This is a genomic window from Alphaproteobacteria bacterium (assembly GCA_005883305.1).
In the GTDB taxonomy this organism is placed as follows: domain Bacteria; phylum Pseudomonadota; class Alphaproteobacteria; order Sphingomonadales; family Sphingomonadaceae; genus Allosphingosinicella.
In genome coordinates, this window is sequence record VBAC01000001.1 from 1,457,521 (window position 1) to 1,478,415 (window position 20,895).

The 20,895-nt window shown below is 67.4% G+C and carries 20 protein-coding genes; 12 read left to right on the forward strand and 8 right to left on the reverse strand.

Going from position 1 to position 20,895, the window contains the following annotated elements; all coding sequences use genetic code 11:
* Positions 1-3: 3 nt before the first annotated feature.
* The 3 genes from E6G92_07335 to E6G92_07345 form a co-directional block, all read right to left on the reverse strand.
* Positions 4-2,664 (reverse strand): pyruvate, phosphate dikinase, encoded by a 2,661-nt coding sequence (locus tag E6G92_07335; GenBank protein ID TMJ19579.1) that lies wholly within the window; start codon positions 2,662-2,664, stop codon positions 4-6.
* The gene (locus E6G92_07340; GenBank protein ID TMJ19580.1) at positions 2,664-4,883 is read right to left on the reverse strand and encodes a glycine--tRNA ligase subunit beta; all 2,220 of its coding nucleotides are present in this window, start codon (positions 4,881-4,883) and stop codon (positions 2,664-2,666) included. Before E6G92_07340 ends, E6G92_07335 begins: the two co-directional genes overlap by 1 nt.
* Positions 4,884-5,003: 120 nt before the next feature.
* Positions 5,004-5,843, reverse strand: a complete 840-nt coding sequence (locus E6G92_07345; protein ID TMJ20749.1) for a glycine--tRNA ligase subunit alpha — start codon at positions 5,841-5,843, stop codon at positions 5,004-5,006.
* A gap of 240 nt (positions 5,844-6,083) precedes the next feature.
* Between E6G92_07345 and E6G92_07350 the strand changes: the two genes are divergently transcribed.
* The 6 genes from E6G92_07350 (at position 6,084) to E6G92_07375 (ending at position 9,545) form a co-directional block, all read left to right on the forward strand.
* The gene (locus tag E6G92_07350; GenBank protein TMJ19581.1) at positions 6,084-6,470 is read left to right on the forward strand and encodes a hypothetical protein; all 387 of its coding nucleotides are present in this window, start codon (positions 6,084-6,086) and stop codon (positions 6,468-6,470) included.
* Entirely contained in the window at positions 6,467-6,682 is a 216-nt protein-coding gene (locus E6G92_07355) for a helix-turn-helix transcriptional regulator (GenBank protein ID TMJ19582.1), read from the forward strand. The genes E6G92_07350 and E6G92_07355 overlap by 4 nt, the downstream gene beginning before the upstream one ends.
* Before the next feature lie 55 nt (positions 6,683-6,737).
* Entirely contained in the window at positions 6,738-7,679 is a 942-nt protein-coding gene (locus tag E6G92_07360) for a TraB/GumN family protein (GenBank protein ID TMJ19583.1), read from the forward strand.
* 115 nt (positions 7,680-7,794) lie between these two features.
* A complete protein-coding gene (locus E6G92_07365; GenBank protein TMJ19584.1) occupies positions 7,795-8,475 on the forward strand; it encodes a 50S ribosomal protein L25/general stress protein Ctc in 681 nt (226 codons plus the stop codon).
* Positions 8,476-8,620: 145 nt separating this feature from the next.
* Positions 8,621-9,193: an aminoacyl-tRNA hydrolase gene (locus tag E6G92_07370; protein ID TMJ19585.1), complete on the forward strand. Its 573-nt coding sequence runs from the start codon at positions 8,621-8,623 to the stop codon at positions 9,191-9,193.
* A gap of 13 nt (positions 9,194-9,206) precedes the next feature.
* Positions 9,207-9,545: a DUF4087 domain-containing protein gene (locus tag E6G92_07375; GenBank protein ID TMJ20750.1), complete on the forward strand. Its 339-nt coding sequence runs from the start codon at positions 9,207-9,209 to the stop codon at positions 9,543-9,545.
* Here the strand turns inward: E6G92_07375 and E6G92_07380 are convergent.
* Positions 9,532-9,873, reverse strand: a complete 342-nt coding sequence (locus E6G92_07380) for a hypothetical protein (protein ID TMJ19586.1) — start codon at positions 9,871-9,873, stop codon at positions 9,532-9,534. The two genes, E6G92_07375 and E6G92_07380, sit on opposite strands and share 14 nt — an antisense overlap.
* Positions 9,870-12,296, reverse strand: a complete 2,427-nt coding sequence (locus tag E6G92_07385) for a DUF5117 domain-containing protein (GenBank protein ID TMJ19587.1) — start codon at positions 12,294-12,296, stop codon at positions 9,870-9,872. Before E6G92_07385 ends, E6G92_07380 begins: the two co-directional genes overlap by 4 nt.
* Positions 12,297-12,566: 270 nt before the next feature.
* Here E6G92_07385 and ychF point away from each other — a divergent pair, with 270 nt between their 5' ends.
* From ychF to E6G92_07405, 4 genes are read left to right on the forward strand one after another with little or no spacing between them, the layout of a single operon-like run.
* A complete protein-coding gene (gene ychF, locus E6G92_07390; protein TMJ19588.1) occupies positions 12,567-13,667 on the forward strand; it encodes a redox-regulated ATPase YchF in 1,101 nt (366 codons plus the stop codon).
* 41 nt (positions 13,668-13,708) lie between these two features.
* Positions 13,709-15,247 (forward strand): alkaline phosphatase, encoded by a 1,539-nt coding sequence (locus E6G92_07395; protein ID TMJ20751.1) that lies wholly within the window; start codon positions 13,709-13,711, stop codon positions 15,245-15,247.
* A 1-nt stretch (position 15,248) separates the two neighbouring features.
* Positions 15,249-15,596, forward strand: coding sequence for a gamma-glutamylcyclotransferase (locus E6G92_07400; GenBank protein TMJ19589.1), 348 nt, complete (start codon positions 15,249-15,251; stop codon positions 15,594-15,596).
* Positions 15,593-16,039, forward strand: a complete 447-nt coding sequence (locus E6G92_07405) for a MaoC family dehydratase (GenBank protein TMJ19590.1) — start codon at positions 15,593-15,595, stop codon at positions 16,037-16,039. The genes E6G92_07400 and E6G92_07405 overlap by 4 nt, the downstream gene beginning before the upstream one ends.
* Positions 16,040-16,210: 171 nt before the next feature.
* Here the strand turns inward: E6G92_07405 and E6G92_07410 are convergent, their stop codons facing one another.
* The 3 genes from E6G92_07410 to petA are packed head-to-tail and all read right to left on the reverse strand — an operon-like array spanning position 16,211 to position 19,035.
* A complete protein-coding gene (locus E6G92_07410; GenBank protein ID TMJ19591.1) occupies positions 16,211-17,152 on the reverse strand; it encodes a cytochrome c1 in 942 nt (313 codons plus the stop codon).
* 15 nt (positions 17,153-17,167) lie between these two features.
* Entirely contained in the window at positions 17,168-18,445 is a 1,278-nt protein-coding gene (locus tag E6G92_07415) for a cytochrome b (protein ID TMJ19592.1), read from the reverse strand.
* Positions 18,446-18,456: 11 nt separating this feature from the next.
* On the reverse strand, positions 18,457-19,035 hold the full coding sequence (petA, locus tag E6G92_07420; GenBank protein ID TMJ19593.1) for a ubiquinol-cytochrome c reductase iron-sulfur subunit: 579 nt from the start codon (positions 19,033-19,035) through the stop codon (positions 18,457-18,459).
* Between the two features lie 379 nt (positions 19,036-19,414).
* On the opposite strand from petA, the gene E6G92_07425 reads away from it, so the two are divergent.
* Both E6G92_07425 and E6G92_07430 read left to right on the forward strand, forming a co-directional pair.
* Positions 19,415-20,134 (forward strand): hypothetical protein, encoded by a 720-nt coding sequence (locus tag E6G92_07425; protein TMJ20752.1) that lies wholly within the window; start codon positions 19,415-19,417, stop codon positions 20,132-20,134.
* A 294-nt stretch (positions 20,135-20,428) separates the two neighbouring features.
* Positions 20,429-20,884: a tRNA (cytidine(34)-2'-O)-methyltransferase gene (locus E6G92_07430; protein TMJ19594.1), complete on the forward strand. Its 456-nt coding sequence runs from the start codon at positions 20,429-20,431 to the stop codon at positions 20,882-20,884.
* Positions 20,885-20,895 lie beyond the last annotated feature (11 nt).

Consider the following 20,895-nt stretch of genomic DNA (forward strand, 5'->3'; position numbering starts at 1 on the left):
CCCCTATTTTCCGCGCAGCGCCGCCTGGGCGGCCGCGAGACGGGCGATCGGGACTCGGTAGGGCGAGGCGCTGACGTAATCGAGGCCTGCGCTCTCGCAAAAGGCGATGCTCGAAGGATCGCCGCCATGCTCGCCGCAAATGCCGAGCTTGAGGGCGGGCCTCGCGCCCCTGCCCCGCTCCGCGGCCAGCGAAATGAGCTCGCCGACGCCCTCGACGTCGATGCTGACGAAGGGATCGCGCTCGAAAATGCCCTTTTCGACATAGGCGGGCAGGAACTTGCCCGCGTCGTCGCGGCTGAGGCCGAGCGCGGTCTGGGTAAGATCGTTGGTGCCGAAGCTGAAGAAGGCCGCTTCCTGCGCGATATCGGCGGCGCGAAGGGCGGCGCGCGGCAGCTCGATCATCGTTCCAACCAGATAGTCGACGCTTCGGCCGGTCTCTTCGAACACCGTCTTCGCTGTCCGGTCGATCAACGCACGGACCAGCCGCAGCTCTTCGCGGGTGGCGACGAGTGGAACCATGATTTCCGGTATCGGCGGCTCGCCCTGTGCAGCCACCTCCAGCGCCGCCTCGAAGATCGCGCGCGCCTGCATCTCGTAGATTTCGGGACAGGTGATGCCGAGCCTGCAGCCGCGATGGCCGAGCATCGGGTTGGATTCGGCAAGCTCCGCCGCCCGGCGGCGCAGCGCCTCGATCCCGACGCCCGACGCGGCCGCCACCTCCGCGAACTCCTCTTCGCCGTGTGGCAGGAATTCGTGAAGCGGCGGATCGAGCAGGCGGATGGTGACCGGAAGGCCGGCCATCACGCGGAAAATCTCGACGAAATCCCCGCGCTGGGCCGGGAGCAGCTTATCTAGCGCGATCCGGCGGGCGCCCTCGTCCGCGGCGAGGATCATCTGCCGTACTTTGGCGATCCGCTCGGCCTCGAAGAACATGTGCTCGGTGCGGCAAAGGCCGATTCCCTCCGCTCCGAACTCCCGGGCGGTTCGGCAGTCGAGCGGAGTCTCCGCATTGGCCCGAACGCCGAGCCGGCGCTTGGCATCGGCCCATTGCATCAGGATTCCGAAATCGCCGACAAGCTCGGGCTGCACGGTCGGCACCTCCCCGAGCATCACCTCGCCGCTCGAACCGTCGAGGGTGATCAGATCGCCCTCCTTTATCTCGTGCGTGCCGACGCGCATCAGCCGCGCCCGGTAATCGATGGTCAAACCACCCGCGCCCGACACGCAGGGCCGGCCCATACCGCGGGCCACGACCGCGGCGTGGCTGGTCATTCCACCCCGCGCGGTGAGGATGCCTTCCGCGGCGTGCATCCCGTGGATATCCTCGGGGCTGGTCTCGACCCGCACGAGGATGGTCTTCTCTCCGTCCGCAGCCCATTTCTCGGCCGTGTCGGCGTCGAAAACCGCCTTGCCGCAGGCGGCCCCGGGCGAGGCCGGAAGCCCCTTGGCGATCACGCTTCGCGGGGCCGCGGGATCGAGCGTCGGGTGGAGCAGCTGGTCGAGAGCGGCCGGATCGATCCGAAGCACCGCCTCCTCCTCGGTGATCAGCCCCTCGCGCGCCATTTCCACGGCGATGGCGAGCGCCGCCTTGGCGGTGCGCTTGCCCGAGCGGGTCTGAAGCATCCACAGGGTGCCGCGCTCGACGGTGAACTCGATGTCCTGCATGTCGCGATAGTGGCGCTCGAGCAGGTCGAAGACGCGCGCCAGCTCGGCGAACACCTCGGGCATCGTTTCTTCCATCGACGGCGCCTTCGCGCCGGCTTTGTCGCGCGCCGCGCGGGTCAGATATTGCGGCGTGCGGATTCCGGCGACGACGTCCTCACCCTGGGCGTTGATCAGATATTCGCCGTAATAAGCGCGCTCGCCGGTGGAAGGGTCGCGGGTGAAGGCGACGCCGGTGGCCGAGGTCTCGCCCATATTGCCGAACACCATCGCCTGGACGTTGACCGCGGTGCCCCAATCGCCCGGGATGTTGTTGAGCCGGCGGTAGGTCTTCGCCCGGTCCGACTGCCACGAGCCGAACACCGCCCCGATCGCGCCCCACAGTTGCTCCTGCGGATCTTCGGGAAAGGGCGCGCCGAGCTCCTCCTCGACAAGCTCCTTGTAGCGCGCCGTCAGCCGCCGCCAATCGCCGGCCTCCAGCTCCGTGTCGAGATGGACGCCCTTGTCCTCCTTGGCGATCTCGAGCGCCTCCTCGAACAGATCGTGGCGAAGGCCCAGCACGACATTGGCGTACATGTGGACGAAGCGGCGGTAGCTGTCCCAGGCGAAGCGCGCATCGCCCGAGCCGTTGGCGAGGCCCTCGACCGTCGCGTCGTTGAGGCCGAGATTGAGGACGGTGTCCATCATCCCCGGCATCGAGACCCGCGCGCCGGACCGAACCGAGACGAGGAGGGGATCGGCAGGATCGCCGAAGCGGCGCCCGGTCACCTGCTCGATATGGGCGATCCCCTCGGCGACTTCAGCGGCGAGCGTGTCGCGAAAGCTGTCGCCCTTCTCGTAATAAAGCGCGCAGGCCGGAGTCGCGATGGTGAAGCCGGGCGGCACCGGAAGCCCGATCGAGGCCATCTCGGCCAGATTCGCGCCCTTGCCGCCGAGCAGCTCCTTGTTGCCCGCCTCCCCGTCCGTGACGCCGCCGCCAAAGCGGTAGACCGCGCGGGCCATTATCCCTCGATCCTGGAGAAATCCGCAACGCGGTGAACGGCGTCGCGGACTCGCGCCAGCAGGCCGAGCCGGGCTTCGCGCTTGACCGAATCCGGATCGTTGACGGTGACCTTCTCGAAGAAGGCGTCGACCGGCCCGCGAAGCCCGGCCAGGGCCTTCATCGCCCGCTCATAATCCTCCTCCGCGACCGAGCTCGCGACGCGCGGCTCCGCGGCGTCGAGCGCCTCGTCCAATTCCGACTCCTCGATCTCCGGCGCGTAGGACGGCGGCCGAGTCACGCCGCTGCCGGTCCACCCCTCCTTCTTGAGAATGTTGGTGGCGCGCTTGTAGCCGGCGAGAAGGTTCACGCCCTCGGGCGTCTCAACGAAGGTCTGCAGCGCCTTCACCCGCGCGAGCAGGCGCACGAGATCGTCCTCCCCGCCGAGCGCGAAGACCGCGTCGATCAGGTCGTGGCGCACTCCCGCCTCGCGCTGCTGGACTTTGAGCCGGTCGCCGAGGAACTCGAGGATCGCCTCCTCGATGCCCTTGACCTCGTCGATGATCCTGCCGCGCTCGATATTGGGCGTGAGATCCGATTTCCAGCGGACCAGGACCCGCTCGCCGTGCCGGTAGGTAAAGCTGCCGACCTCGGCGGTGATCTCATGTTCGTGATCGCCGGTATCGAGCAGGTCCGGGAAGCTCACCGAGCGGATCGCACCGAGCCGCGAGACGGCGTTCAGCACCGCCGCCTGGACCAGCACATCGGACAGCGGCAGCCGCAGGCCGTTGCGGGTCAGGATCTGGAGGAAGCCAAGGGCCGCGCGGCGCAGCGCGAACGGATCGCGCGATCCGGTCGGCTTCTCGCCGATCGAGAAGAAGGCGACGAGCGTGTCGAGCTTGTCGGCGATGTTGACCGCGACCGTGACCGGATCGGTCGGCGCCTCGTCCCCCTGCCCTGTAGGCCGGTAATGATCGCGGATCGCATTGGCGACCGCGTCGCTCTGGCCCTGGGCGCGGGCATAATAGCCGCCGATCACGCCCTGAAGCTCTGGGAACTCGCCGACCATCTCGGTGACGAGATCGGCCTTGGCGAGCCGGGCGGCGGTCTTCACGTCCTCCATGTCCGCGCGGATCAGCCGCTCCTGGACCAGCCATTCGGCAAGCTTGGCGACTCGCTCGACCTTGTCGGCCGTCGTGCCGAGCTTCTCGTGGAAGACGATCTGGTCGAGCTTCTTGGCCTGCTCAGGCAACGGGACCTTGAGGTCCTGGTCCCAGAAGAAGCGGGCATCGCTGAGGCGGGCGGCGAGCACCTTCTCGTTGCCGGCGACGACGGCGTTGGGATCGCTGGATGCGATGTTGGCGATGCAGACAAAGCGGTTGGAGAGCGCGCCATCCTCGCTTTGGCAGGCGAAATATTTCTGGTTCACCCGCATCGTTAGCCGGATCAGCTCGGGCGGAAGCGCGAGGAAGGCCTCGTCGAAGCTGCCCTTCAGCGGCACCGGCCATTCCGTGAGCCCGGCATTTTCCGCCACCAGCCCCTCGTCCGGGATCGTCTTGGTCTTGCGCTGGAGCTTGTTCGATTCCTTGCGGATGATCGCCTTGCGCTCCTCGGAATCGACGATCACGTGGCACGCGCGCAGCTTCTCCGCATAATCGTGAGCGCCGCCGATGGTGATCGGCCCCGGATGGTGGAAGCGGTGGCCGACAGTGGCGGCGCCGGAGCGGATCCCGGCAATCTCGAACTCGACCACCTGCTCCCCGAGTAGCGCGACGATTCCCTGAAGCGGCCGCACCCACCGCGGGCTCTCGGTCGAAGCCGAAGCCTCGCCCCAGCGCATCGATTTGGGCCAGGGAAAGGTCTGGATCAACTCCGGAATTATCTCCGCCAATACATCGCCCGTGGGCTGACCGGGCTTTTCGACGACGGCGAACCAGACACCAGCCCGATCCTCTAACTGTTCCTTCGCCAGGCCCGTACTGCGCAGGAAGCCATCGAACGCTTGCTGGGGCGCAGACGTGCGCGGGCCTCGAATTTCGGTCACTCCAGAGGATGTTTCTTGCGGCAAATCTCGAACAATCACTGCGAGGCGTCGTGGAGTGACGAAATGCTGGACAGCTAGGCCATGGAAGCCGAAATCGCCCAGTCGGTCGCTCAATCTGCGCGAAAGCTCGTCACCAGCCTTCTCCTGCATCCGCGCCGGGATTTCTTCGGACAGAAGCTCGAGCAGGAAATCAGCCACGATCCGTCATTCCAGCGAAAGCTGGAATCCCCCTTCCTTTTCCGACCGCCGCGAAGGCAGTGAGATCCCAGCTTTCGCTGGGATGACGATGTGGTTCCCCGGGCCGGAATCGAACCCGCGTCACGCCGCCCACCCGTTCTTCTCCATCCAGGCCTGGCAGGCGCCCTTCGCCAGCTCCCTCACCCGGCCGATATAGGCCGCGCGCTCGGCGACGGAGATGACGCCGCGGGCCTGTAGGGTGTTGAAGATGTGGCTCGCCTTGATCGCCTGATCGTAGGCGGGGAGCGGCAGCTTCGCCTCGATGCAGCGGCGGCATTCCTCGGCCGCGTGGGTGAAGCGCAGGAACAGGCTGTCGGTGTCCGCCACCTCGAAATTATAGGCGCTGAACTCGACCTCGTTCTCGTGGAACACCTGGCCGTAGGTGACGCCTTCATCGTTGAAGGCGAGATCGTAGACGCTGTCGACGCCCTGAATGTACATGGCCAGCCGCTCGAGCCCGTAGGTCAGCTCGCCCGCGACCGGCTTGCAATCGAACCCGCCGACCTGCTGGAAATAGGTGAACTGGGTCACTTCCATGCCGTCACACCAGACCTCCCAGCCGAGACCCCAGGCGCCCAGCGTCGGGCTCTCCCAATCGTCCTCGACGAAGCGGATGTCGTGCTTCAGCGGATCGACGCCGATCGCCGCGAGGCTGCCGAGATAGAGAGCCTGGAGGTCCGGCGGACTCGGCTTCAGGATTACCTGATATTGATAATAATGCTGAAGCCGGTTCGGGTTCTCCCCGAAGCGCCCGTCCGTCGGCCGGCGCGAAGGCTGGACATAAGCCGCCTTCCACGGCTCGGGGCCGAGCGCGCGCAAGGTCGTGGCGGGGTGGAAGGTGCCCGCGCCCATTTCGACGTCATAGGGTTGAAGGATGAGGCATCCCTGCCGGCTCCAATAATCGTGGAGCGTCAGGATCAGTCGCTGAAAGCTGAGCGGCTGGTCGGCGGCCACAATGATTCCTTCGCGGGTGCGGTATCTGGCGGTCGGCTTTGGCGCATGGCGCCCGCGCGGTCAAACCGGCACAGACCAAAAACTCGAGAGAAGGCACCGCAAAGTGCGCGGGGAAGGCACGTTTCGCTGACACATTGTCAGGTGATCTTGACAATGTCAGCGAATCGCGACATTTAGTCAGCATAACATTACACGAGGCATCGACATATGAAACGCGAGAAGCGCTCTTCGATCTACATGACGGCCGCTCACATGGGGGCCATCGGCACTCCCCTGCTCCTTGCCGCCCTCTTCCTTCACTGGCCCGACTTCGTGCACGGATTCTCGATCGGCCTTCTGGTCGTGAGCCTCTCCCTGCTTCTGTGGCGGCGGCTACGGGACGAATATATCGAGCAATTGTGGAATGCCGGAACGTCCTGGGCCTTCGCGGCCATCGTGCTGTGCTTCCTGTTCCTGCCATTTTATCAGGAAATGACCGCAGGGGGCCCTCCGCTTGCCCCCCAGACCCTCTTTCCGCCGGACTGGGCGGGCATCGCCGCGATCACCGCCTTCTTCGTCGGCTTCCACATCAAATGGCTTCGGAGCCGGGCATGAACAATCGGCTCAAGGTGCTCCGCGCCGAGAGGAACTGGAGCCAGGCCGATCTGGCCGAGCGGCTCGACGTCTCGCGCCAGGCGGTGAACGCGATCGAGACCGGCAAGCACGATCCGTCCCTGCCGCTGGCCTTCCGCATCGCGCGGCTATTCGGCCAGCGGATCGAGGAGATTTTCGATGACGGCACTCCGCGCGAGGCATGGCGGGTCTAACCTCGCCTTTCCTCCCCTTTGTGCTAAAGCCCCGAACCGAATGGAGAAGTTGACGATGAAATGGTCCACCCTGGCGTGCGCCGCCGCGCTCGCGCTGGCCCCGGCGGCCGCTAATGCCGAGCCGCCCGCGCCCGCAGCGCCGCCCGCTGCCGCCGCCCCTGCCCCGCTTCCCGACGCGAACCCGGCGCTCTGGGTCGTGCGCGACGAGGACACGACGATCTACCTGTTCGGGACCTTCCACCTGCTCGACTCCAGGCCATGGTTCAACGACGAGATCAAGACCGCCTTCGATGCCTCGAACGAGCTCGTCATGGAGGCCATCCTGCCGGAGGATCCGGCCTCGCTCCAGCCGGTGATCATGCGCTATGCGGTCGACCCCGACGGGCGCACCTTGTCCTCGCGCCTCACCGCCGAGCAGAATGCCGAGCTCGGCCGGGCGCTGACCGCGGTGGGCGTTCCCGCCACGGCGTTCGACCGGTTCGAGCCCTGGTTCGTGTCCATGAGCCTGGCCGTGCTGAGCGCTCAGAAGCTGGGCATCAGTGGTGCCGCGGGGCCCGAGACGGTGTTGACCCAGGCGGCGCACGCCCGCCACATGCCGATCGCGGAGCTCGAGGGTTTCGAGCTGCAGCTGCGCCTGCTCGATTCCATGCCGGAAGCACTCCAGGCGGCCCAGCTCGAGGAGACGCTGAAGGAGCATGAGGAGATCGGCGGCAAGCTCGCCCCGATGCTCGCTGCCTGGTCCGCCGGCGACGTCGAGCGGCTCGTAGCTCTGATGAACGAGGAGCAGGACGCCGACGACCGCGCCCTTCACCGGCTGATCTTCACCGAGCGCAACGCCAATTGGGCGCGCTGGATCGAGGAGCGGATGGCGCGTCCCGGAACGGTGTTCATCGCCGTCGGCGCCGGCCACCTCGCCGGAGAGGACAGCGTCCAATCGGTTCTCGCGGCCCACCATGTGCGCGTGGAGCGCGTTCCTCACGTCGGCGCAGCGCACTAGCTTGCCTGAGAAGGCGCGCTCGCCTATAGGCCGCGCCTTCCCCCGTTCATGGTCATCCCTGGAGGCGTGAGCGCGGGCGTTTGGATATCAACTTTTAGCAACTTGGAGACATGCAATGAGCGAGCAGCTTACGCTGTCGGCCGAGACGCGCGAACGGGCTGGCAAGGGAGCCTCCCGTGTTCTGCGTCGCGAAGGCCGCGTCCCCGCCGTCGTCTACGGCAACAATGAAACGCCCCTCTCGATCCACGTCGAGGAAAAGGCGCTGGTGAAGGCCCTTTCGGGCGGCCACTTCATGAACTCGGTGGTGATGATCGAGGCCGGCGCCACGCCGGTCCGCACGCTGCCCAAGGACGTCCAGTTCCATCCGGTCACGGACCGGCCGCTGCATGTCGATTTCCTGCGCATCTCCGAGCATGCCAAGGTCACCGTCGCGGTGCCGATCCGATTCACCGACGAGGACGAATCGAAGGGCATCAAGCGCGGCGGCGTGCTCAACCAGGTCCGCCACGACCTCGAGCTCGTCTGCGACGCGGCCGAGATCCCGGAGGAGATCCTGATCAGCCTCGCCGGCATGGATATCGGCGATTCGCTGCACATCTCCGCCGTCACTTTGCCCAAGGGCACGGAATCGGCGATCACCGACCGCGATTTCACCATCGCCACGATCGTCGCCCCGTCCGGCGTCAAGTCGGAGGCTGCTGAGGCGGCCGCGGCGGCCGAGGGTGCCGAAGAGACGGCCGCGGACGATGTCCCGACCGTCGGGGAGGCCGAAGCCGAGGGCGGCGAGGCCGAATAAATTGCCGTTCCGCTGGCTGGCCTCGCTTTTCACGCCGCGGCGCGTGGAGGTGCACGGCCAGCCGGGGGGTGCCCATCAAAGTAATACTTTGATGGGGGCCCCGGCGGACGCTCCTGACGCCGGCGATTGGGGGGAATTCGCGCCCGTGCAGATCTGGGTCGGCCTCGGCAATCCCGGCGCGCAATATGCGATGCACCGGCACAATGTCGGCTTCATGGCCGCCGACGCCATCGCCGAAACCCACCCGTTCGAGTCCGCCAAGAAGGCCTTTTCGGGCTGGACCCGACAAGGCCGCATCGGCGGGCAGCGAATCCTGCTGCTCAAGCCCGCCACCTTCATGAACGACAGCGGCCGCTCGGTCCGCGCGGCGATGGACTTCTTCAAGAAGGGGCCGGAGGACGTCACCGTCTTCTACGACGAGCTCGATCTGGCGCCCTTCAAGGTCAAGGTGAAGGTCGGCGGCGGCACCGCCGGGCATAACGGCATCCGCTCGCTCGACGCCCATATCGGCAACGATTTCCGCCGCGTGCGCATCGGCATCGGCCACCCCGGCCACAAGGACAAGGTGACGAAGCACGTCCTCGGCAATTACGCCAAGGCCGAGATGGACCAGCTCGCCGACACGCTGGGCGCCATCGCCGCCGAGGCCGAATGGCTCGCCATAGGCGACGAGGCCCGCTTCATGAACGATGTGGCGCTGCGGCTGCGGCAGGATTAGGCTCGGGGGCATGATGACGCCCCTTATCGCCCTCGCCATCGCCGCCCAATCGACCCCGATCGAAATGCGCTGCGGCTGGCTGCACAATCCGACTCCGGGCAATTGGTGGCTGGCCGACCGCGACGGCGAATGGCTGATCGGCGCGCAGGGCGGCTACCAGGCGCCCGGGATGGACGAGATGCCGGACATGTCGACCGCAGGGTGGACCGAGACCAACGGCCATTACGGGCACGGCTGCGCCTGCATCCGCATAACGGTCGACCGCCGCACCCGCCGGGTCACCCGGATCGTCTCGGCCCGCCCGCTGCCGCTTCGCCGGTGCCAGGCTGATCCCCGCCTCAGGCGGCCATAGCCCGCCGCGCCCAGGCACCGGCATAAGCGGCGGCAAGCGCCGGCAGGACCAGGCAAGCCATTACGAGCCAGTCGGTGCCCGCGGGCGGAAACCCCTGATAGGCAGGCGAATAGAGGCCGGTCAGGAAGCTGCCCGCATGGGCGGCGAGGATGGCGAGGCCCAGCATGAGGCCGGTGACGAGCGCCGCCGCGGGACGAACGAAGCCGACCGCGGCCGAGAGCGCCAGCAGCAGCGCCAGGATCACCGTCACCTCGTCGGTGTGCCACTCGGCATAGATGAGCACGGCCAGCCCGAGCGCCAGCGCTGCAAGATAGACCCCTCTGTTCATAGCTCCGGCCACTCCTCCCCTTCCGCCCCGATCGGCATGCCCGGCGGGATTCGCGGCAGGCGACGCTGGTCGGCGAGCGCGGCGCCGAGCGCCTCCCGGTCGGCGAGCAGCCGGCCGAGGCCCCGGCTCCAGTCGTCGCTCGCTCGGGATAGCTGCGCCGCGAGACGGCTGAGGCGCTCCGACAGCGCCAATGCGATCGTCGGCGACAAGGCCGGGTCGCGCTGGACTCGGGCCAGCGCGAGAGCGGTGGTGGTCGCGATCCGGCGCTGAACCGCGGCTCCCGACGAATCGAGGCCGCCGAACGCGAAGACGCGCCCGATCAGCCGGTCGATGACTTCATGCGCCGGAGGCGAGGCGGCATTCGCCTGGTTCTGGATGTCGAGCCGGTTGAGTCGCTCGGGCGCGAGCAGGCCCGTCAGCGTCACCATCGCGCCGACTTCGGAGGCGGCGAGCGGATCGAACAGCGGGCCGCCCGGAGTCGGGATGGTTTCGATATCGGTCTGCCGGTCCGAATTGCCGGACCAGCCGGCCGAAAGATTGACGAGGATCGGAGACGGAACCGTGAGCGCGCTTGGCGAGAGCGTGTCGAGCAGCGCGTCGAGGGCTTGCCGCTGCCTCGCGGGGTCGACCGGATGCGCTTCGCCATAGCCGTCGCCGGCCAGCGCGTAAGTGAAATCGACGCCGCCGAGCAGCTTGGCCGCCGCCTCGACCTGATAGCGGTGAAGCAGCCAGACCGGCACGAAGGCGCGGCGGAGCTGCGATTGCGGATCGCCCGGATGGAGCGCCGCCGGCCCGAAGCGCTCGACCGCGGCCTGCCGAACGGCCATCACCCGAACCAGCTCGGCGACCGGATCGGCAGCGTCGTCCCACAGGCTGCCGAGAGGATGGGAAGAGCCGGCCGGGCGGCTGTCGTCGTCGGCGACGTAGCGAAGCCCCTCGGTCATCGCCGCGCGCATCCGCGCCTCCCCTTCCGCGTCGGTCTGCGCGCCGTATAGCCAGTCGACCGCGAACCGGTCCCAGCGGCCGATGCCGGTGCCGTAGGCGTCGGTGAGGTCCGGAACCCCGTTCACCAGGCCGACGCGCGGCGCGGGATAATCCATCACCGAATAGCGCCCGGCGGCCGATCCGGCGAAATTGTGGGCGAAGCCGAGCGCATGGCCGACTTCATGCGCGCCGAGCTGGCGGATTCGTGCCAAAGCGGCGGTGACCGGATCGTTGGGATCGCCGGTGCCGGTCAGGCCTGCTCCGACCAGCGCCTGATAGATCATCAGGTCCTGGCGGATGCGCAGCGAGCCGAGCAGAACCTGGCCCTTGACGATCTCGCCGGTCCTGGGATCGACGATCGGCTGGCCGTAGGACCAGCCGCGGGTCGCGCGGTTGACCCAGTTGACGACGTTGTAGCGGATGTCGAGCGGGTCGGCGCCCTCGGGCAAGATCTCGGCGCGGAAGGCGCCCGGCCAGCCTGCCGCGGCGAAGGCATCCGCCCACCACGAAACGCCCTCGCGCAGCGCGGAGCGGATCGGCTCGGGCGCCGCGCGGTCGATGTAGAAGACGATCGGATTGCGCACCGGCGAGGCGGGATCGGACGGATTGGTCCGCTCGAGCCGGAAGCGGTTGGCCAGCTCGTAGACCACGGGCCGGCCGAGCGGCGCCGAGAAATCGACCACCTGCATTCCGAACGAACCGGCACGCGGATCGAAACGTCGCGGCTGGTAGCCCGGCTCCGGCAGGGCGATCAGCGAATGGCGAACGACGAAGCTGACATTGCCCGTCACCGGCGCGATATTGCCCACCTCCGGCCCGGGACGCGCGCTGACGAACGTCAGCCGCGCCTCCAGCTCGATGTTGCGCGGGAAGACGCGCACGAAATTGACGTCGGCCACGCTGAGCTCGGGGACGAGCCGGTAATCGCCATTGTCCTGCTCGCGAAGTGCCCGGGCGATGTTCTGGTCGTCGCGCGTCAGGAAGGACGCGATGTCGACCAGCAGCCGCCCGTCGGCGGTCTCGGCCGCGACATCGCCCATCCAGATCGTCGAGTAAGCGAAGCTTCGGCGGACCCCTTCCCGTTCGTCGGCGCCCGCGCCGCTCGCGCGGAAGCGGGGATTCTCGATCTCCGCCACGATCTTTCGGCCGATCCGGCGAAACACGATCAGCCGCGCCTCGCTGCTTTGCGCGCGGTCGAGCCCGAGCGATGCCGATCCCAGACCGGATTCGAGCGCGCTGACATAGAGGAAGCGGCCCGAAACCCCGTCCGCGCCGGGCCGCGGCAGGGACAGGATGATCCGCCCGCCGCCTCGATCGACGTGGACGGGCAGCAGCCCTTCCTCGGCCGTCGTCCCGGCGAGCACCTGCGCGGGCGGATCGATGGCGAAGGCGGGAGCGGCGGCGGCTGCGAGCAGCAAGACGGCGAGGCGAAGCTTCATGGCCCGGGACGATAGACTGGCAATCGCCCGGCGCAACGTCTAACGGACGCCGCGAATAGCCCTCGCCCCTTCGGGGAGAGGGCTGGGAGAGGGGAACGGCCTCTCCATTTCAATCAACATCCGAGGGTCGGGATGATGGGACTCCCCTCTCCCCGGCCAGTGCTCCCCTAGCCCAAGGTGCGAAATGCCCCCGGCATTTCGCAGATCGTGCTGGGAGCACGATCGACCTAGAGCTAGGGGAGCACTCCCCATAGGGGAGAGGGAGAAGTCATGGGCTTTCGTTGCGGAATCGTCGGGCTGCCGAATGTCGGCAAGTCCACCTTGTTCAACGCGCTGACCGAGACGGCGGCGGCGCAGGCGGCCAATTATCCGTTCTGCACGATCGAGCCGAACGTCGGCCGAGTCGCCGTGCCGGATCCGCGTCTCGATCGCATCAGGGAGATCGCCAAATCGGCCCAGGAGATCGAGACCCAGCTCGAATTCGTCGACATCGCCGGGCTCGTGCGCGGCGCCTCGACCGGCGAAGGGCTCGGCAACCAGTTCCTCGGCAACATCCGCGAGGTCGACGCGATCGTCCACGTTCTGCGCTGCTTCGAGGGCGGCGACGTGACCCATGTCGAGGGCCGGGTCGATCCGGTGGCCGACGCCGAAACGGTCGAGACCGAGCTGATGCTCGCCGATCTCGAAAGCCTCGAAAAGCGCGTCCCCGCCCTCGCCAAGAAGGCGCAGCAGGGCGACAAGGAGGCCAAGATCCAGGCGAGCGTGCTCGGCCAGGCGCTGGATCTGCTGCGCGATTCGAGGCCCGCGCGGTTCGTCGAGCCGAAGGATCCGGAGGAGAAGCTGGCGCTGGAGCGCGCGCAGCTGCTGACGGCCAAGCCGATCCTCTACGTCTGCAATGTCGACGAGGGCGACGCGGCAACCGGCAACGCCCACAGCGCGGCGGTGTTCGCCAAGGCTGAAGCCGAAGGCGCGAAGGCGGTGATCATCTCCGCCGCGATCGAGGCCGAGATTGCCACCATGCCGGTCGAAGACCGCGCCGAGTTTCTCTCCGATCTCGGCCTCACCGAGACCGGCCTCAGCCAGATCATCCGCGCCGGCTACGATCTCCTCCACCTCATCACCTTCTTCACCGCCGGCCCCAAGGAGGCGCGCGCCTGGACGGTCGAGAAGGGCGCGAAGGCCCCGCAGGCCGCGGGCGTGATCCATTCGGACTTCGAGCGCGGATTCATCCGCGCCGAGACGATCGCCTATGAGGACTTCATCGCCTGCGGCGGCGAGCCGGGGGCGAAGGAAGCCGGCCGGATGCGCGCCGAGGGCAAGGATTATGTCGTGCAGGACGGCGACGTCCTCCTGTTCCGCTTCAACGTTTGAAGAGGCCGTAACCGCGCGATAAGGCTGGGAGCATGACGATCATGCTCAATCGCCGCCGCTTCATCACCGGCGCCGCCGCCACGGCTTTCGCCGCCCCCGCCATCCTTCGCGCGCAGAGCGTCTTTCGCGCCTATCCGTTCAGCCTTGGAGTCGCCTCGGGCGAGCCGGCGGCGGACGGGTTCGTCATCTGGACCCGGCTCGCGCCCGAGCCGCTGGAGCAGCACGGCGGGATGGCGATGGCGCCCATGCCGGTCACCTGGGAAGTGGCGTCCGACGAGGGCTTCCGAACGATCGTCCGCCACGGCGAGGAGCTGGCGCGGCCGGAGCTCGGCCATTCGGTCCATGTCGAGCTGACCGGCCTCGAGCCCGACCGGCCCTATTGGTACCGCTTCCGCGCCGGCGGCGAGCGAAGCATCAACGGCCGTGCCCGCACCCTCCCAGCCACCGGCGCCAGCCCGGCGGCGCTTCGTTTCGGAGTCGCAGGCTGCCAGAATTACGGCGACGGCTACTTCACCGCCTACCGCCACCTAGCGCGCGAGGACCTCGCCTTCGTCTATCATTATGGCGACTATATCTACGAATACCGGATCGACGCGGTGCACCCGAGCCGGGGCGGAAGCCTGGTCGCGGCGGCGCGCCAGGGCGGCGAGCAGGATTGCTTCGACCTTGCCGACTACCGGGCACGCTACGCGCTCTACAAGGCGGACACCGATCTGCAGCGCGCCCATGCGGCGCACAGCTTCTTCCATACGTTCGACGACCATGAGATCACCGACAATTGGGTGCAGGACGTCGATCCGGACGGAGCGCCGACGGACCTCTTCCGGACGCGCCGGGCGATGGCGCTCCAAGCGTGGTACGAGAATCTGCCCGTCCGCCGCTCGATGCTTCCGCGCTACGGCGCCGTCAGTGCCCATCGCAGCGTTCGCTACGGCGATCTGATGAAGATGGAGGTGCTCGACACCCGCCAGTTCCGCTCCGATCAGCCCTGCGAGGACGGCTTCAAGCCGAGCTGCCCGGCCGTGACCGACGCCAATGCCCAGGTCCTCGGCGCCGAGCAGGAAGCCTGGCTCGCGCGCAACCTCGCCGACCGCGACTCGCGCTGGAACTGCCTCGCGCAGCAGATCATGATGATGTCGCTCGACCGCCGCACCGGCGACGAGCCGGCGAAAATCATGAATATGGACAGCTGGGCCGCCTACGAGGTGCCGCGGCAGCGGCTGCTCGCGCGGATGCGCGGCCTCGACAATGTCGTCGTCCTGACCGGCGACGAGCATCAGAACTTCGCCGGCATCCTCCAGAGCGGCGATCGGCCGGTCGCGGTCGAGTTCGTCGGCACCTCGATCTCGAGCGGGGGCGACGGCTCGGACCAGCGCCGCGGAAGCGACCGGATCCTCGCCGAGAACCCGCAGCTCAAGTTCATCAACGACCAGCGCGGCTACCTCACCTGCGAGGTGACGCCGGACGAATGGCGGACCAACTTCATGGTCGTCGACCGGGTGAGCACGCCGGGCGGCGCCCTGGGCAAGCGCGCGACGTTCGCCGTGGCACGCGGCCAGGCCGATTTAAACCAGGCCTGACGTGGCCGCCCATCTCTTCGTCTACGGCTCGCTGCGCGATCCCGCGGTCCAGCGCGGCCTGTTCGGCCGGGCCGTCGAGGGAACGCCGGACGCTCTGCCGGGCTACCGGCTCGGCGAGGTGACGATCACGGACGCAGCGGCGATCGCGGCCAGCGGGACCGCGGGTCACCGGATCCTCCGGCGGAGCGACGAGCCCCAGGCGCGCGTCGAAGGGCTGGTGCTTCATCTCACCGACGCCGAGCTGGCGACCGCCGACGATTACGAGGTCGACGATTATGCGCGCATTGCAGTGACTCTGGAATCGGGTAACGAGGCCTTCGTCTACGCGGCTGCCGGAGAAACGCATTGATCTGGTTCGAGGACCTCGAGGTCGGCAAGGAGCGCTATTTCGGAAGCGCCGAGGTGGACCGCGAGGAGGTGATCGCCTTCGCCCGGCGATACGATCCGCAGCCCTTCCATCTTTCCGACGAAGCGGCGGCCAAGACCTATTTCGGGCGCCTCTCCGCGAGCGGCTGGCACACCTGCGCGATGGTCATGGGGGTGATCGCCCGCAAGGTCGTCGAGGAGGAGCAGGCCGGCCTCGGAGCGCCGGGAATCGACGAGCTGCGCTGGCTGAAGCCCGTCTATCCGGGCGACACGCTGCACGTCCACGGAACGATTCTCGAAAAGACCCCGTCGCGCTCGAAGCCGGACATCGGCTCGTTCCGCACCAAAACGACGGTGACCAACCAGGACGGAATCCCGGTGCTCACCTTCGTCTCGATCGTGCTGATGCGGCGCCGGCCGCAATAGCGCGGCGCAAAACTCCAGCTCGGGGCGGATACTCACATTGCCGCTCCCCGGCGAAGGCCGGGGCCCAGGAGCCGAAGGCTTTCCCCAACGCTTTCGCGTCCCAAGCCCGGCTCGCCCCGGGCCTGGACCCCGGCCTTCGCCGGGGAACGACTGACTTGATCGGGCTCGACTCTAGCCCGCGATTCCCGCCTCGCCCTTGGCCTCCGCGATCCTCGCCTGGTTCTCCGGATCGAGCGCGCCCGTCCGGCGGACCCTGCGGCTCGCCCCACCGTGCCAGATCTGCTGATAGGCCATGTAGGCGAGGATCGTCGCCAGAGTCAGGAAGACGAGCGCCACGAGACCCATATTCTTGCGCTGGTCGGCATTGGGCTCGGCCGCCCACATCAGGAAGGCGGAGACGTCCTCGGCCATCTGCGCGCGGGTCGGCGCCGGATTGCCGGGCGCGTAGGTCACCTGGCCGTCGGCGGTCAGCGGCGGCGGCATGGCGATGTTGAGGTTGGCGAAATAGGGGTTGAAGTGGAGCGTTCCGCTCGGCCGGTTCTCGGCGGGAAGGGCCTCGCCCTCTTCGTTGCGGTAGGTCGCCGGATCGCGATAGCCGGTGATCAGCGAGGCGATATAGGCGGGGCCGCCCTCGCGCGCCTTGGCCATCAGCGAAAGGTCGGGCGGAAGCGCGTTGTTGTTCGCCGCGCGGCCCGCGGTCTCGTTCGCATAGGGGCTCGGGAAATGATCGGCCGGGATCGCCTTGCGGGTGGCGGGCTCGCCGGTATCCGGATTGATCGACGCCACCTGGATCGGCCACTGATCGGCGATCGCGCGCACCTCCGCCTCCGTATAGCCGATCTCGCGCAGGTTACGGAACGCGACGTAGTTCAGGCTGTGGCAGGCGGCGCAGACCTCCTTGAAGACCTGGAAGCCGCGCTGGAGCTGCTGCGTGTCGTAGCGGCCGAGCGGGCCGTTGAACGAATAGGAGATGTTGCGCGCTTCCTCGTGGAAGCGATGCTCGGCGGTCGCTGCCGGCGGCTCGCCGACATAGGCGATCACGCCCCACAGCAGCGACCAGGCGGCCACTCCGACGAAACCCAGGCCGACGAGGAAACCGAGAATTCGAACCATGACTGCGTCGTCCCCTTACGCTTGCGCCGGCGCGGCTTCGGCGGCTTCGCCGTGCAGCACGCTTTCCGAGATCGAATTGGGCAGCGGCTTCGTTTTTTCGACCATCGAGAGGATCGGCAGGATGATCAGGAAGTGCGCGAAATAATACATCGTGGCGACCTGGCTGATCATCACATAGGGCTCTTCAGCCGGCGAGCCGCCGCAATAGCCGAGCACCGCGACGTCGACGATCAGGATCCAGAAGAACATCCGGAAGGTCGGCCGGTAGCTGCCGGAGCGCACCGGCGACTTGTCGAGCCAGGGCAGAAGGAAGAGCAGAAGGATCGAGCCGAACATCGCCAGCACGCCCCACAGCTTGGCCGGCAGGATGAAATCGACGGTGAAGGCGCGAAGAATCGCGTAGAACGGCCAGAAATACCATTCGGGCACGATGTGCGCCGGAGTGGAAAGCGGGTTGGCGGGCACGTAGTTGACCGCGTGGCCGAGGAAGTTCGGCAGGAAGAAGATCAGCACCGCGAGGAAGATCATCGCGACGCCGGCGCCGAAGCCGTCCTTGGCGGTGTAATAGGGGTGGAACGGCACCGTGTCCTGCGGGGTCTTCACGTCCACCCCGGTCGGGTTGCCCGAGCCCGGGATGTGAAGCGCCCAGATGTGGAGGATGATGACGCCGGCGATCACGAACGGCAGCAGATAGTGGAGCGAGAAGAAGCGCGTCAGCGTCGCCTGATCGGGCGCGTAACCGCCGAGAAGCCAATGCTGGATCGGCTCGCCGACCAGCGGGATCGCCCCGAACAGGCCGGTGATCACCTTGGCGCCCCAGAAGCTCATCTGCCCCCAGGGAAGCACATAGCCCATGAAGGCGGTGGCCATCATCAAAAGGAAGATGACCAGGCCGAGCATCCACACCATCTCGCGCGGCGCCTTGTAGGAACCGTAATAGAGGCCGCGGAAGATGTGGATGTAGGTGACGATGAAGAAGAAGCTGGCGCCGTTGGCGTGGGCGTAGCGAAGGAACCAGCCCTGGTTCACGTCGCGCATCACATGCTCGACCGAAGCGAAGGCGCCCGCGGCCGAGGCCTCGTAATGCATCGCCATGACGATCCCGGTGACGATCTGAAGCACCAAAGCGAGGCCGGCGAGGACTCCGAAATTCCACCAATGGTTGAGGTTGCGCGGCACCGGATAGCCGCCGCCGACCGAGCCGTAGACGAGGCGCGGCAGCGGCAGCCGGTCGTCCAGCCAGCGCATGAACGAATTCTTCGGCTTGTATTCTTCAGCCCAGGGAAAGCTCATCGTGTCAGACCTCAGCCGATGCGAACTTGGGTGGGTGTCGTGAATTCATAATCCGGCACCTCGAGGTTGCGGGGCGCCGGGCCTTTGCGCACGCGCGCGGCGGTGTCGTAGTGCGAGCCGTGGCAGGGGCAGAAATAGCCGCCATATTCGCCGCGCTGCTCGCCCTCGGCGGCGCCCAGCGGAACGCAGCCCAGGTGGGTGCAGACGCCGAGCGTGATCAGCCAATTGCGATGGCCTTCCTTGGTCCGCTCGGCGAGGGTCTGCGGATCGCGCAGCGAGCCGGTGTCGACCGCGTTGGCGGCCTGGATCTCGGCCGGGGTCAGGTTGCGGATGAAGATCGGTTGCTTGCGCCAGATCGTCTTGATCGCCTGGCCGGGCTGGATGTGGGAGATGTCGACGTCGATCTGGGCGAGCGCGAGCACGTCCGCCGACGGGTTCATCTGGTTGACCAAAGGATAGAGCAAGGCGGCCCCGCCGACGCCGGCGAAGCTCACGGCGGCGATGCTGATGAAGTCCCTGCGGCGGATTTCGCCGCCCTCGGCGGTGTCGGCCGCGAGGGCCGTCCCATCATTCGTCTCAACCGCGGCCATAATGTCCTTCAGGGTTGCTCGATTAGCGCGAATATGCGTCCGCACCGCCCCAGGATCGGGCGGCTTGGCGGGCCTGATAGACGCGCGACGCGGCCTTTGCCAACAGCGAAGTTGGTCCCGGAAATAGCGCGCAGCGCTAATCGCGGAGTCAGCTCGCTCGGACGGCGGAGCGCCTGAAACGCCGCACCGGCGGATCGGCGTCCGCCCGTGGCTGCGAAGCACCGTCCCGGAAGCGCGCCCGCGGAGCACTTTGAACGGGTGCCGGATTGAGATAGTCTCGCCCCGGGCAATCGGGGGAACGGAGATGGCGACACTGACGCAAAGACCAACCGCTCCCGCCGTCGGCGACGAGCGTTTCTTCCTGCGCGGCGCGATCGTCATGGCGTTGATCGTCGTCGCCGGCTTCTCGCTCCAGCTGGCGATGGGCCGATCGACCTTCGCGTCGCCCGTGCGGGTCCATGCCCACGCCATCGTGTTCATGGGCTGGGTGGCGATCTACCTGCTTCAGAACGTCTTCGCCGCGACGGGGCGGATGCACCTCCACCGGCCGCTCGGCTGGATCGCCGCGGCGTGGATGGTGCCGATGGTCGTTCTCGGCTGCTACGTCACCGCCGTGATGGTCCGCAACGGGCAGGTGCCGTTCTTTTTCCGGCCGCTGCAATTCCTCGTCTTCGATCCGATGACCGTGTTCACCTTCGCCGTCCTGACCACGGCGGCGATCGTTCTGCGCCGCCGCACCGAATGGCACCGGCGGCTGCATTTCTGCGGCATGGCGATGCTGCTCGGCCCCGCCTTCGGGCGGCTGCTGCCGATGCCGCTGCTTCAGCCCTGGGCCTGGGAGGCGGCCTTCGCGGCCTGCTTGATCCCGCCGTTCGTCGGCGCCATGGTGGACGTCAGGCGCGGCGGGCGAGCCCATCCGGCCTGGCGCTGGGGGATTGCGGCGATGCTCGGCGGCTTCCTGCTGACCGAGGCGATCACCTACAGCCCGCTCGGCGACGCGATCTACCGGGGAGTCACCGCGGGTTCTCCGGGCGCCGCCATCCCGCCGCTCGATTTCGCGCCGCCGCCGGAGGGCCCGCTGATGACCGGGCGGAGCTGACGGTCGCCCGGTCCCACGTGCGGCGAGCCTAGCCGGCCAATATGGTCGCCGCCGTCTCCTGGATATTGCCGGAGACGAGCAGCGGATTGCCGCCGACGATCCCGACATTGGTCTGGTTGTTCTCGGCCGCGCGCAGCCAGGCGACATTCTCCACGACGACCATATAGTCGCCCCCCATGGACTTGAGCAGAACGAACTTCATCGACGAACCTCCGGAAATTGCAGGACATCCCTAGGGGGGCGGGCTCTCTTTCCGGTTAATATCCTGGCCGCCCCTTCGTCGAAGAGAAGATCATGCGCCTCGCCCTCTATCAGCCCGACCAGGCCGGCAATGTCGGAACGATCATTCGCCTCGCCGCCTGCCTCGGCGTTCCGCTCGATCTGATCGAGCCCCTGGGCTTTCCGTGGGGCGACCGGGCGCTGAAGCGCGCCGGGATGGACTATGCCGAAATCGCCAACGTGACCCGGCACGAAAGCTGGGAGACGTTCGCGGCCCGGCTCGAGGGGCGGCTGGTGCTGTTCACCACTGCCGCAGCCGCGGTGCCGCTGCCCGACGCGCGCTTCGAGCCGGGCGACACGCTCCTGCTCGGCTCCGAAAGCCGCGGCGCGCCGGAGGAGGCGCACGAGCGGGCGGATTTGCGGGTGCGCATCCCCCAAGTCGAGGGGACGCGGTCGCTGAACCTTGCGGTGGCGGCGGGGATCGGCGTGGCGGAGGCGATCAGGCAGACGGGGTTGTGGGCGCTGGGCTGAGCGCGCGACTG

Coding starts and splice junctions, on each gene's coding strand:
- E6G92_07335 (TMJ19579.1), bottom strand. CDS start 2,664: ATGGCCCGCGCGGTCTACCGCTTTGGCGGCGGCGTCACGGACGGGGAG.
- E6G92_07350 (TMJ19581.1), top strand. CDS start 6,084: ATGAAACGCGAGAAGCGCTCTTCGATCTACATGACGGCCGCTCACATG.
- E6G92_07355 (TMJ19582.1), top strand. CDS start 6,467: ATGAACAATCGGCTCAAGGTGCTCCGCGCCGAGAGGAACTGGAGCCAG.
- E6G92_07360 (TMJ19583.1), top strand. CDS start 6,738: ATGAAATGGTCCACCCTGGCGTGCGCCGCCGCGCTCGCGCTGGCCCCG.
- E6G92_07365 (TMJ19584.1), top strand. CDS start 7,795: ATGAGCGAGCAGCTTACGCTGTCGGCCGAGACGCGCGAACGGGCTGGC.
- E6G92_07375 (TMJ20750.1), top strand. CDS start 9,207: ATGACGCCCCTTATCGCCCTCGCCATCGCCGCCCAATCGACCCCGATC.
- E6G92_07380 (TMJ19586.1), bottom strand. CDS start 9,873: ATGAACAGAGGGGTCTATCTTGCAGCGCTGGCGCTCGGGCTGGCCGTG.
- E6G92_07385 (TMJ19587.1), bottom strand. CDS start 12,296: ATGAAGCTTCGCCTCGCCGTCTTGCTGCTCGCAGCCGCCGCCGCTCCC.
- ychF (TMJ19588.1), top strand. CDS start 12,567: ATGGGCTTTCGTTGCGGAATCGTCGGGCTGCCGAATGTCGGCAAGTCC.
- E6G92_07395 (TMJ20751.1), top strand. CDS start 13,709: ATGCTCAATCGCCGCCGCTTCATCACCGGCGCCGCCGCCACGGCTTTC.
- E6G92_07410 (TMJ19591.1), bottom strand. CDS start 17,152: ATGGTTCGAATTCTCGGTTTCCTCGTCGGCCTGGGTTTCGTCGGAGTG.
- E6G92_07415 (TMJ19592.1), bottom strand. CDS start 18,445: ATGAGCTTTCCCTGGGCTGAAGAATACAAGCCGAAGAATTCGTTCATG.
- petA (TMJ19593.1), bottom strand. CDS start 19,035: ATGGCCGCGGTTGAGACGAATGATGGGACGGCCCTCGCGGCCGACACC.
- E6G92_07425 (TMJ20752.1), top strand. CDS start 19,415: ATGGCGTTGATCGTCGTCGCCGGCTTCTCGCTCCAGCTGGCGATGGGC.
- E6G92_07430 (TMJ19594.1), top strand. CDS start 20,429: ATGCGCCTCGCCCTCTATCAGCCCGACCAGGCCGGCAATGTCGGAACG.